General features: G+C 43.8%; 10 protein-coding genes. 3 read left to right on the plus strand and 7 right to left on the minus strand.

All coding sequences use genetic code 11. From position 1 onward, the window contains the following. Positions 1–50: 50 nt before the first annotated feature. Positions 51–1,364, plus strand: coding sequence for a deoxyribodipyrimidine photo-lyase (locus VF500_RS01490; RefSeq protein WP_330857976.1), 1,314 nt, complete (start codon positions 51–53; stop codon positions 1,362–1,364). Between the two features lie 6 nt (positions 1,365–1,370). On the opposite strand, the gene VF500_RS01495 is transcribed toward VF500_RS01490, so the two are convergent. The 4 genes from VF500_RS01495 to ggt form a co-directional block, all read right to left on the minus strand. Then, entirely contained in the window at positions 1,371–2,297 is a 927-nt protein-coding gene (locus tag VF500_RS01495; RefSeq protein ID WP_330857977.1) for an FKBP-type peptidyl-prolyl cis-trans isomerase, read from the minus strand. A 77-nt stretch (positions 2,298–2,374) separates the two neighbouring features. Further along, positions 2,375–2,875: an FKBP-type peptidyl-prolyl cis-trans isomerase gene (locus VF500_RS01500; protein ID WP_330857978.1), complete on the minus strand. Its 501-nt coding sequence runs from the start codon at positions 2,873–2,875 to the stop codon at positions 2,375–2,377. Between the two features lie 324 nt (positions 2,876–3,199). Next, complete coding sequence (locus tag VF500_RS01505) at positions 3,200–3,643, minus strand: MarR family winged helix-turn-helix transcriptional regulator (protein WP_330857979.1); 444 nt, start codon at positions 3,641–3,643, stop codon at positions 3,200–3,202. 131 nt (positions 3,644–3,774) lie between these two features. Beyond that, positions 3,775–5,496, minus strand: a complete 1,722-nt coding sequence (gene ggt / locus VF500_RS01510; protein ID WP_330857980.1) for a gamma-glutamyltransferase — start codon at positions 5,494–5,496, stop codon at positions 3,775–3,777. Between the two features lie 242 nt (positions 5,497–5,738). Here ggt and VF500_RS01515 point away from each other — a divergent pair, with 242 nt between their 5' ends. Then, on the plus strand, positions 5,739–6,233 hold the full coding sequence (locus tag VF500_RS01515; RefSeq protein ID WP_330857981.1) for a hypothetical protein: 495 nt from the start codon (positions 5,739–5,741) through the stop codon (positions 6,231–6,233). Between the two features lie 27 nt (positions 6,234–6,260). Here VF500_RS01515 and VF500_RS01520 read toward each other — a convergent pair whose 3' ends face one another. Together VF500_RS01520 and VF500_RS01525 are read right to left on the minus strand one after the other, a co-directional pair. After that, complete coding sequence (locus tag VF500_RS01520) at positions 6,261–9,998, minus strand: S8 family serine peptidase (protein WP_330857982.1); 3,738 nt, start codon at positions 9,996–9,998, stop codon at positions 6,261–6,263. Between the two features lie 109 nt (positions 9,999–10,107). After that, entirely contained in the window at positions 10,108–11,757 is a 1,650-nt protein-coding gene (locus VF500_RS01525) for an NAD+ synthase (RefSeq protein ID WP_330857983.1), read from the minus strand. 129 nt (positions 11,758–11,886) lie between these two features. Here VF500_RS01525 and gldB point away from each other — a divergent pair, with 129 nt between their 5' ends. Continuing rightward, positions 11,887–12,924 carry a gliding motility lipoprotein GldB gene (gene gldB / locus VF500_RS01530; RefSeq protein WP_330857984.1) on the plus strand — a complete coding sequence of 346 codons (1,038 nt, stop codon included), beginning with the start codon at positions 11,887–11,889 and terminating at the stop codon, positions 12,922–12,924. 66 nt (positions 12,925–12,990) lie between these two features. Here the strand turns inward: gldB and VF500_RS01535 are convergent. Next, on the minus strand, positions 12,991–13,176 hold a 186-nt coding region (locus VF500_RS01535; protein ID WP_330857985.1), incomplete at its 5' end, for a hypothetical protein.

Here is a 13,176-nt window from a genome sequence, read left to right on the forward strand (position 1 = left end):
CGGGTTCAAGTTTAAATATGCCGATATCGATGCGGCGCTAACTGAAATTTATGGATCATAAAACACCGGTAACACTATTCTGGTTCCGCCGCGACCTGCGGCTTGATGATAATGCAGGGCTCTATCATGCCCTTAAAAGCGGCAACCCGGTTTTACCTGTCTTCATTTTTGATAAAGAGATCCTTGACCAACTGGAAGATAAAGATGATGCCCGTGTTACATTCATCCATCAAACTATTGAAGATTTAAGGACCCAGCTTCACAAACAAGGCAGCAGCCTGCTTATAGTACATGCTAAAGCTCAATATGCCTGGGATAAGCTCATTAAAGAATATAATATAACCGAAGTTTATACTAACCATGACTATGAGCCATACGCAATTCAACGAGATGACGAGGTAGCTGAAAAGCTTCATAAGCATGGCATCCCCTTTAAAACCTATAAAGACCAGGTAATATTTGAAAAAGGCGAAGTGGTGAAAGACGATGGCAAACCATATACCGTTTACACGCCGTATCAGCGCAAATGGTACAGTACGCTAAAGCCGTTTTATTTAAAAGCTTACCCCACAAAAAAGTACTTTAAAAATCTGTATCAAACCAACGCATTACCTGCTCCTACGTTAAAAGATCTCGGCTTTGAAAAAAGCAGCCTGGCATTGCCGGATAAGAGTTACGAAAACGTCATCAAAGATTACAAAGAACAGCGCGATTTTCCGGCCATTAAAGGCACCTCGCACATTGGCTTGCACTTACGCTTCGGTACGGTAAGCATTCGTGAGCTGGCACGCACAACACACAGTTACCATGATAAAACCTGGCTCAATGAACTCATCTGGCGCGAATTTTATATGATGATACTACATCATTTCCCCCATACCATGGATCATGCTTTCAGGCCCGAATACGACCGGATCCATTGGGTAAACAACGAAACACAGTTTGAGGCATGGTGCAAAGGTGAAACCGGTTTCCCGATAGTTGATGCAGGGATGCGCGAACTAAACGCAACCGGCTTTATGCATAACCGGGTACGCATGATAGTGGCAAGCTTTTTAAGCAAAGACCTGCTGATCGACTGGCGATGGGGCGAGCATTATTTTGCCCGCAAACTGCTGGATTATGAAATGGCCAGCAATGTGGGCGGCTGGCAGTGGGCGGCTGGTTCAGGTACCGATGCGGCACCGTACTTCAGGATCTTCAACCCCGATGCGCAAACTAAAAAGTTCGACCCGGAGCTTCAATACATAAAAAAATGGGTTCCGGAATATGCCGACTTCAGCAAATATCCAAAACCCATTGTTGATCATGCTGCCGCGCGCGACAGATGCTTAGCCGCGTTTAAAAAAGCGCTGGCTAAATAATTATTATTAGTTAGTGACCGTAGCTACTGTAAAATCAAAATACAGGACAACGTTTGCAGCTATTGAGGTGCCGCTGCCCGTAGTACCATAACCAAACCTTGATGGTATTATAATAGATACTGCGGAACCGGCTACCTGCCCGGTTAAACCTTCCTGTACACCTTTTGCTAAATCGCTAACCGTAAAGGATGAAGAGGTAGCCCCTTGTAAAGAAGTGCTGTCAAACACAGTATCATTTAAATATTTGCCCGAATAGGTGCATGTTATGTAAGAGTCGGTATTGATCTGATCTGAACCGGTACCAGGTGTAGCCACTTTGATATATACACCATCGGCCGTTTTAGTAAAGCCGGTCAGACTTTTTGCTTTGATATAATTAGTAATGATAGCGTCATCATAAACCTCCTGGTTTGAAACCACGTTAATATAGTAATCCAAGCTTTGGTTCCCCCCAATGTGGGTATTGGCATTACTTGAGCTGCCCGACCCATAGCCGTTAACGCCATAAGCCAAATGCGATGGTATGATAACCCTTGCTGCCGTACCCTTATATTTTATCAGGTTATGGATGGCTGTCTGCAAACCTTTTGGCAGCGAATTGCTAACATGGCCCAAATACCCGTAAAAATGGTTCGTGTTAAGAGAATCAACCGATATAAACTTACCATCAAGTGTGCGGATAGTGAATACAAATGAGATCTGGTCTGAATAATCCATCGGTGTACCACGGCCTTGCGAAAGGATCTTGTAATAAATACCGGTAGTATCACCATCTGTAGTATCACGCAGCATACCTGTAATGTTGTTTGCCGCTATATAATTCTTTATTTGGGTATCGTCGTATTGCTTAATGCCAGGATCGTTCTTGTCTTTCCGGCATGATATAAGGCCTATAGAGATAAGTACTAAGAGCGTAAAAATTGTTTGTTTCATCTATTATAATTTGTCTTTTATAACCTTCAAAGCTTATTGCTTCTCTGGCCTGTATTATTCATTTTTATCAGGCGATGTTAATTGGTTACGCCATACAATTGAATTTGAAAATCAAGCACCGAATTTGCCGGTAAATGTATCGAATCCTGTGCATATGGCCCGTAAGCATAACGCGATGGGATCAGCAACCGAACTTTACCTCCCGGCCTTATCTGCGGGATACCTAACTGCCAGCCTTTTATTACACTACCCAATACATAAGTGGGGTGAAACTGATCTGTTTGCGCAAATACAAAACCCGATGTTAGTATTTTACCGGTAAAACCAACCGTAACCTGTGTTGAGCTGGTATAAAGTACATTACCTGTCCCCTCTTCCCCATCATTTACTATGTAATAAACACCTGTGGTATCTATCTTTTTGGCTTTTAATGTACTATTAGCAGCCAGGTAATCGCTTATAATAGCGCTATCGATTGCTTTTTGTTTATTATACTGCACCACCGGGCTAACGGATGATTTTACACAACCACCTGCAATAACGCCTAAAAGCAATAAGACTATCAGAATTCTGTTCATCAATTCAAAGGGCAAATTTATTCTTTTAAAATAGAAAAACGGCAGCTTAACACTTTTTAACAATTAATAAAAAGCAGGCACCGTTTAAAACACCACTTATGGGGTATTTTGAAGGTAAAACGTTCAATTTTAAGTAAAAGTGTGGGTGATGGGGTCATTATATCGATAAGCCTTTCTCCCCGTCATTGCGAGTTACGAAGCAATCGCGAAGTGTACAGCGTAACTTGCTCAGCTGCTCTACTAATTGGGGATTGCTTCGTACCTCGCAATGACGGTTCTTTTTGGTATTTATTGTATAAAATGACGCGTAGCGCAAATGCCTTCTTATGGCTTATAATTAACCGTAAGCTTGTTCAGTTTTTTGAGGGTTTCAATGAGGTGTTGCTTATCGGCTTCGCTGATGTTGGCATCAAGGTAGTTATTGAATTGCCGTACTATTACACGGGCCTGGTGACGTTTTTCCTTACCGAGCGGGGTAAGGTAAATTTTAACCGAGCGTTTATCCCCCTCATTGCTTTCGCGATAGATAAGGCCTGTGGTTTCAAGCTGACTAAGCATACGCGACAAGCTGGTTGATTTAAGTCCCAACAAGGCAGCCGCCTGCGATACGGTAGTACCTTCCTTTTCGTCGATATTAATGAGCAGGTAACCTATTGATTGTGTAAAGCCAAACTCCGTAACCAGTTGGTTATACCGGTTAGCCATGGTTTGCCATACTATTTTTATAAAATAGTCAATAGTTTCCTGGTGTTTTTCATTATTATGCATGCATACCAAACGTAAGAAATGCTTATTGATTACGCAAATTTTAGTTGGCAGTTTACAGTGAGCGGTTTGCAGTTCACTAAAAGCAGGATAGCTTATTATCTACTGCAAACTGTAAACCGCTCACTGCAAACTTAAAAACCCATCTTCGTATCATCCCCTCTCGGGTCAGCACCGCCTTCGTAGTAGCCCCATTGGGTTTTGAGGATGGCATCAACCCGGCCAATGGATTGCCTGGCTACGATCTTATATCCTTTACTCTGCAGCTTGTTTACGGTTACGCTGTCAACACTGCCTTTTTCAATAGCTACCTCATCGGGCAGCCATTGGCTATGAAAACGCTTTGAGGCAACGGCCTGCTGCATGCCCTGGTTAAATTCAATTACATTGAGTATGGTTTGAAAAACAGAGGTAATAATGGTTGAACCGCCGGGGGTACCTACTACCATAAACAGTTTTCCGTCCTTTTCAACAATAGTAGGGGTCATTGACGATAGCATCCGTTTGCCCGGCTGGATGCTGTTGGCTTTGCCGCCGATAAGTCCGTACATATTTGGTACACCCGGTTTTGAACTAAAATCATCCATTTCGTTATTAAGCAAAAACCCTGCGCCATTTACAAAGATCCTCGAACCAAAACTGTCATTTAAAGTTGTGGTGATAGATACTGCATTGCCCTCCCTGTCAACAATAGAGTAATGGGTGGTCTGGTCGCTTTCATAGCCAACAAATGAGCCCGGCTGGATACTGGTACTTGGCGTAGCAGCATCCCAGCTAAAGCTTTTCATGCGCGATGTGATGTAGGCCGGCTCAAGCAGGCTATCAACCGGTACCTTATAAAAGTCAGGATCACCCAGGTATTTAGAACGATCGGCATACACCCGGCGTTCAGCCTCAACAATAAGCCTGATGGTCGAATCCTGGTTGTAGCCCCAGCGTTTCAGCGGGTAAGCCTCAACTGATTTCAGTAATTGTAATAAAGCTATACCACCGCTTGATGGTGGCGGCATAGTGATGATCTTATAATCCTTGTAGTTGCCAATAAGCGCGTCGCGCCAAACGGCATGATAATTTTTCAAGTCGGCTTTGGTGATGAGGCCATTGCCCTGTTTCATTTCGGCAACCAATAAATCGGCAACCGGGCCATCATAAAATCCATCGCGGCCTTTATCGCGGATCTGTTCAAATGTTTTGGTGAGATCTTCTTGTACCAGCAAATCGCCTTCTTTCCATTCCCCGTCCTTCACCAAGTAGTTTTTACCGGGGTTTAGCTCTTTAAATTGCCCGGCGGTGCGGTTAAGATCGTTAGCCAGGTGTTTGGTTATTTTAAAGCCGTTGCGGGCAAGGTTAATGGCGGGCTGCACCAGGTCAGCCCATTTCAGTTTGCCGTATTTCCGATGAGCTTCAACCATGCCGTCAACAGATCCCGGCACGCCTGATGCCTTGTGGGTATATAAACTCATATCAGGTACTACATTACCGGCCGAATCGAGGTACATGTTAGCATTAGCCGCTCCGGGGCCTTTCTCCCTAAAATCGAGTGTGTTTGTTTTGCCGTCACCTGCACGATAAACCATAAAACCTCCACCGCCGATGTTGCCGGCTTCAGGTAACGTAACTGCCAAAGCAAATTGTACGGCTACCGCAGCGTCAACCGCGTTGCCGCCTTTCTTCAATATATCCACGCCTACCTGCGCGGCATCAGGATAAGCGCAAACCACCATTCCGTTGCGATACTGGCCGCTGTTGTTGATACCGAGCCGGCCCGGGGTGCATCCCCATAAAACAAAAAACACAGCGGATAAAAACAGGATAAGGTATTTCGAATTACTTGCTTTACGGCGGTTGATGACCATTATATAAATTTATTTTTCACTAAATTAAATTATTTGAACGCATAATTTAACAATCCGAAACCATTCTTTCATGCTGAAAACCAACAAAATGCGAAGCAATGCACCATGTTTTTATATGTAAATACCATAAAAAAGCAATTCTGCCGTTTATTTGCATATAATATAAAAACTCAAATTGAGCTAAACAAGCTGGTCACTTTGTTGTTACAGCTACATTATTGTCAATCATTAAATTCATCTGCATGAAAAAATTAACGTACCTTTTATTACTTTCCTTTTCCTTTTTACTTATCAGCAAAAACTCACAAGCCCAGGACTATAAAACTGCAGTAGGTTTAAAATTTGGCGCATACGAAGTTGGCCCCTCTGTTAAATATTTTATGGATAAAGGCACTGCGCTTGAAGGCATTTTAGGCATCCGCGATCATGGCGCTGTATTAACCGGTTTATATGAATTAAACCAGCAAGCCTTTAACGTTGATAAACTGAGCTTTTACTATGGCTTTGGCGGTCACCTCGGTTCGGTAGGCAGCGGCTATTACAAACGCTTTGGTGGTGACGACGAGTACTACAACGGCAAACACATCCTGATAGGTGCTGATGCTGTTATCGGTTTGGAATATGTTATCCCTTCGGCTCCAATTGCTATCAGCCTTGACCTTAACCCACGACTTGAACTGGCAAGAGGTCCATTTTTTGATATCGCACCCGGCCTGGGATTAAAATATACTTTCTAAAAAGTTGAAAAAGCTATCATCACCTGCTTAACGGGTGATGATAACTTTTTGCGAATAGATCTTCTGCCCGAGCAATACCCTCAGCACATACACTCCCGGCGTTTGCCTGCTCACATTAAGAATAGTGCTGTAATTACCCTCATCAATATTTTGTTGCCCGCCCTGGTAAACGGATTCGCCTAATGCGTTAACCAATGATAGTTTCAGGGTTGTGGCTTCTTTGGCCGTAAATACCACATTCAAATTGGTACTTGCCGGCACCGGAAATGCACTTAATCCGATTTCGCTTTTGCTTCCGGTAACACCTTCTCTCGCATAAACAAAGTTATCCGACTGTGCTACGCAGCCATTTGCCAATGTAACCTGCACCTGGTATTTTCCGCTTTGTACCGGGTCATAACTTGCAGCAGTAGCCCCGCTTATTACGTTGCCATTTAACAACCACTGGTTACCATCGGTAAAGTTTGAGTTCAGGGTATTATTGGTTTGCGTAATAACCGGCTTACTTAAGGTAACTGCTTTACGTGCGGCGGATGCGCAGCCAAGGCTTTGCACCTTCATATCATAAAAGTAATAATAGAAACCTTTATAAGCCGCAGTATCACCATTGGTTGCAGTGGCGCTGTTACCGGTAATGCTAAATATATTACCGATACTGAACGGATAACCTGTTACCCCTCCATTATTACGATAAATGGTGGCCTGGTCTGGAAAATCCACAGAGATCTGGTAATCACCGGCGGCCGGCAATGACAGGTTCAGATCATAAACCTGTCCCTGATCATTAGGATCATCGGCCTGCGCGCCTGCCAGCGGTGTAGTACGGGTTGCAACCGCATTTATGGTAGTTGACGATACGATCTGCCCGTTACTATTCGCCACGTTAAAGGTTATTTTGCCAGAGTTACCAATATAAAGGCGGGCGCTTTTAATCAATAAGGGCACCTTGGTATTTACGGTTATATAAGGGGTGAACTGGTTATAACCACCCGCTGTAAATACACTTTTAGTAGCAGGCCCTATGGAGCCCGTGAAATCATTAATGCCCGCATAGAAGGTATTATTAACTGGGGCCTGTGTTGTTACCGCCTCACTCCCCGCCGCTATCGGCAATACATCAGTTGCATTCTGGTACCATAAAACAGTGCCGTCGCCGGTACCAAATAATTCATATTGTTTGGTAGTGGTGCAATAATAAGCACTCAGATCGCCGATAGTTGCCGGGGAATTGATCACCACGTTAGCCGTTACCGAATTATTGCTGCTAACCGGGTCTCCGGCAAGTTTACTGGTGGCAGTAATGGTGTAAGATGCCCCCGCAACCGCGTTAAACTCCTGGCTAAAGGTAAAGTTATCTTCGGCCAATGCCGGCAGGGAGCTTTTGTAGGTTTCGTTATAAGTAGTGGTAACATTATTGGCATCGGTAATGGTAACCGTTACCGGGATATTGTTAATAGCGGCATTACCAAAGTTTTTAAGCCTCACCGTAACGGGCGTACTTGCTGAGCATGAACCGCTGCTACCGGGGCTAACAATAGCAATGACACCCGCGTCGATACTGGTTTGTAAAAACTGCACCCGGTAATCCTGGGTTTCGCCTTTATTATAGCTGCCACAAGCTTTAATGGTTGACGCATCACCGGTTTCGGTAAGCACTATCCTCATGAGGCTGTAAGCACCGGCAACCACTGTTCCCGGCACCGTGATATTGGTATTATAAGTACCGGTACCATTAATAATCCCGGTTGTCGCGGCCAGTTCATTATCTTCAAAAACACCATTAGCATTCCAGTCGATAAATACTTTTGCAGCTTTATTAAAATTGTTGCCGCAGGTACCAAGTGTAATACTCAGTGGATATGTTTTGGCCTGCTCCAACTGCACGGTAAGATTGGTATAGTCCGAATAGCTTTTGCAGCCTGCGGCCGGGGTATTATCAATATTGGCCAGTTTAACGTTATCAACTCTTGAATCGGCGTTTGACAGCGGGGCCGAAGTACAGTAAGTAGTTCCGCCAACCCCGGTAACAATAAGCGAGTAGGCCTGCGAACCTGATGAAAGGACGCTTTTGTGTGATACGGTAATCGTATAAGCCCTCCCGGGAACCGAATTAGGAATATATACCTGTTCAATATTATCCCTGATGTTATCTCCGTTGGTTGCGGCCAAACCAGGCTGGTTCGGGTCAAGTACCCAGGGGGTAAATGTGGTTATGCCGTCGCTTACGCGGATATCGAGATCATTCACCAATTTAGGGGTACGACTATTGATCAAGCCTTCGGTGGTTGCCGTACCTTGCGGATCGGTCCACGATATAGTTGCGGCCAGTAAGCGGTTACCGGAAGCTATCACATTGTAAGTTTGTGTTTGTCCCTGTGTCAGTGTTTTTTCGCTCACGATGCTCTTACCACCATTATCCGTTAAGGCCTGGGCAGCTTCGGTCATGTTTAATAACCCCCAGCCATAAATATAATCAGGGCCAACATTACCGGCATCAAAAGCGGTATGGCAAACCAGCCCTTTCAATGTGGCCGATCTCATAAATGCACCTCCGTTTTGTTTGGCGTAATATTCCTGTAGTAAATAAAGCGACCCGGTAATATTAGGAGCGGCCATTGAAGTACCTGACAAAGTAAGATACGAAGTTGTATTATCAACCCCTACCGAAAGCACGTTTACGCCATCGCCCACAATATCGGGTTTAATGCGGCCATCATCCGTTGGCCCCCAACTGCTAAAGGGCGCTATAACCACATTTTCTCTGACCTTAGGTCCGTAAGGAAGCGGATAAACCGCCCCTACAGTAATGATATTTTTTGCGTTACCGCTTGTACTTATAATATCATAACCATCATTATTGCTGATCCCTGCCGGTCGGGGACCTTTGCTTACAAAAGTTTGATCAGTTTTGCTTTTATAACCGTAGTAGGTTTCACCTATTGCCGGGCCATTACTTGAACGTTCGTTACCGGCCGACTCCACAATGAGATAATAGGGAGCATTATAAGCGATCTTGTCCCAGTTAGCTGTTTTGGAATCGTAGAAACCGAAGTTATAATCTACCGTATCACCGGGTAAACCATTCCATTCCCAGCGGCCGGCCGAATCATTATAATCCCAGCCTGCAACCACACCATATGAGTGATTTGACAGCAACAGGTTAGCTGCTGCGGCACTCATTTCCGTTTCGTCGTCATTAAAATCATATGATTGCAATGTGGTTGCCCCAAACGACATTCCTTTAGCAGGCGCGTAAACGCCTTTGGCAATCATTGTACCCGCCACATGCGATGAATGGTCATTCACCGCCGCATTATTTTTAAGCGTAATATTTTTTCCTGTAAACTCCTGATGTGCTTTATAAACCGAGCCACCATCCCAAATAGCCAGTTTATTAGCCAAAAAATCGGATGATCCTGACAGGTTTAAACCGAGAGAGCCACCGGGTTGCAAGGTATTGGTACCAGTAGTAGCTGCTGCTGTTGTGTTATTATGTGTTATGAGATATATGGGAAAACCAAGTTTATTAACTCCCTGCAAGGCAATAAAATTACCGTTTTTTGATTTGCGGGTTAATGTCCAGCCGTGTGTTTGCGCCAACGATGCTGCTTTGCTATATGATATTTTAAAAGCAGCGCTTGTTTGGTTTGAAAGTTTGGCCAATTCGGCTTTGCCGGCCTCACTTATCAAAGGTTGTTGGGCCATAACATCGCCTGCTACAAACAACAAATAGCAAAAAGAAATAATTGTGTAAAGTTTAATCATTGGTTTGAAAGATAGGCAATTTTAAGAAAAATCAACCTTAACTAAAACAAAACAACCAACGCTTTACAATATTCGTGAACTTGACAATTAAAGAGTGAAAATTTAGCTGTTACGACAGGTATTTTCCCACAATTGGCATCCTGCGGCCCATACCAAATGCTTTTGGCGACACCCTTAAAATAGGTGGGGTTTGATAACGCTTATGCTCGGCCGAATTAGTAAGCTTGATAACGCGGCGAACGGTTGCTTCGTCATACCCCATCCTAATGATCTCGGCCGATGAGCAACGGTTTTCAATATACTCGGCCAGGATCTTATCAAGTACATCATATTCAGGCAACGAGTCGGTATCTTTTTGATCGGGCCTTAACTCGGCTGATGGTGGTTGAACGATAGAATTTATGGGGATGATCTCCTTATCACGGTTAATGTATCGCGCAAGGTCAAATACATGGGTTTTGTAAACATCGCCAATAACAGAAATCCCGCCGCACATATCGCCATATAAAGTGCCATAACCTACAGCGGCCTCGCTCTTATTACTGGTATTCAATAAAATGTACCCGAACTTATTACACATCGCCATCAATAAAACGGCCCTGCTGCGCGACTGGATATTTTCTTCGGCAATATTAAACGGCAAACCATCAAACTGCGGGTTCAATGCTGTTTCAAATGCTTCGGTGATGCTTTTGATAGGTACTATTTCGTGCTTACAGCCAAGGTTATCAACCAGGTCCTGAGCATCTTTTAATGAATGGTCTGTTGAAAAGCGTGAAGGCAGTAATACGGCCATCACATTTTGCGGCCCAAGCGCCTCGGCAGCCAAAGCACATACCACAGCCGAATCAATACCGCCCGACAGACCTAAAATTGCCTGCTTAAATCCCGATTTATAAAAATAATCGCGGATGCCAAGGATTATCCCCTGGTATATCTGTTCTATATCGCCGGGGCGTTGGGCTTTTATAGTTGTGGGATGATCAAAGCTTAGCGTATTATCATCGTTAAGCGTATAGTAAGCCAGGCTCTCCTCAAAGTAAGGCATTTCGTCAATCAGCTTACCTGTGTTATCAAACACTAAGGAACCACCATCAAATATCAATTCTGTTTGGGCACCTACGTGATTAACGTACAACAAAGGCAGTTTATAACGACTGGCATTGTCGCTCAATATCTCTATACGCTCCTCATCATGGTTATAGGCAAAAGGCGACGCCGCTATATTGATCATTACATGCGGGTTCTGATGGATAAGGGTATCCATTGGGCGGGTAACATACAGCGGGTTCTCGATGGTATTCCACAGGTCCTCGCAAATAGTAAGGGCTATGCGCTTGCCTTTAAACTCAATACAGCTAAATTCGGTCGAAGGCTCAAAATAGCGGTATTCATCAAACACATCGTAATTAGGCAGCAGGGCTTTATTTACCACGGCTTTCACTTCGCCATTCTCAATAAAATAGGCCGAATTGCTCAGGTCTTTACCTTCGGTTTTATGGTTTGGGGTTGGCAGGCCTATGATACAGGCTATATCCACGCATACTGCAGCTATCTTTTTAGCAGCTTCATCGCATAAGCCTATAAATTCATCAAACTCTAAAAAATCGCGCGAAGGATAGCCGCAAACACATAGTTCGGCAAATACAACCAGGTCGGCACCATTATTTTTTGCCTTGATGATATGATCGATTATTTTATTGGTGTTCGATTCAAAATTACCTACGTGATAGTTGAGCTGTGCTAACGCGATTTTCATAGTATATATATATTTAGTCAGTAGCCTTTAGTCAAAAAATACAACTTGCGACTCAGAACTACCGACTATTGACTTAACAATAGTAGCAACATTATGCAAATAAAATTACTTTTGCCCTAAAGGATAAAGATGAACCCTACCCGGTATATAGCAAAGCAAATTTACTTAATTTTTTCCATCGGCCTGATATTAAGCGCCTGTACGCACAACAAAAAAATTGATGTGAGCAATATCAATGCTGATGTTAAAATTGAGCGGTTCGACCATGATTTTGACGCCATGCGCAATAAACCCATGGCCTTGCAGGCTGCGTACCTGCAAAAACAATATGGCAGCTTTTACCCCGATTTTATTGAACGCATTTTACAGGTTGGCAGTACTAAGGATACCAGTTATTTTAAAGCGCTGCACCAGGTGTTTGCGGGTAAAGCCTATAACGACCTGAAGCACGATGCCGATGTGGCTTTCCCCAATATGGACCGGCAGAATGCCAGCCTTACCGAAGCATTTAAATACATTAAATATTATTACCCGCAAAAACGCCTGCCGCGGGTGTATGCTTACATTTCGGGCTTCCAGGCACAAACTACCATTGGCGATGGCTACTTTGGTGTAGGTATAGATCTTTTCCTGGGTGCCGATTCGCGCTTTTATCCTTCGCTTACCAATGCCTTTCCACATTACCTTTCCAAATGGTTCACTCCTGATAATATTACGCCCCGCGTGGTTGAAGGCATAGCGCGTGAAGATATGTTTCAGGAAGATGACAATGACAAAGCACTGTTGAATAAAATGATATATAACGGCAAGATCATGTATTTTATGGACAGGGTATTACCTGACGTGGCCGATAGCACCAAGATCCGTTATACTACCGAACAACTAAAATGGTGCACTGAGTTTGAAAGTAAGATCTGGGGATACTTTTTAGAGCAAAACCTACTTTACGAAACTGATTATCAGAAAATCCAGAAGTATCTTACCGAAGCCCCTTTCACTCCCGGCCTTGGCGAAAAGAATGAATCGGCACCGAAACTTGCTGTGTGGACGGGCTGGCAGATAGTAAGGAAATATATGGATAAGCACCCTGATGTAACGCTACCGCAGCTGATGGCCGATAAAGATGCCCAAAAGCTCCTGAACGAATCGGGATATCATCCTAAATAAAAGGCACAAAAAAAGCGTCTTCAAAATGAAGGCGCTTTTTTATATCATTTTCCTGTTACAGGTTTATTACTTCATAATTGCGAAAACGCATTTCAAAGCGATCAGGATACCAATGATCAAAATAACATTTGATATAGAAGTAAACATGAAGCCTGTGTTGGCATCGCCGGCAAAACGCAGGAACACGCCTACTATACCGATAACAATAGCTACAGTTAATAATTTGTAATGACCTTCTGCGTTAGCATTTTC

The sequence above is a fragment of the Mucilaginibacter sp. genome (assembly GCF_036383575.1).
Lineage (GTDB): Bacteria > Bacteroidota > Bacteroidia > Sphingobacteriales > Sphingobacteriaceae > Mucilaginibacter.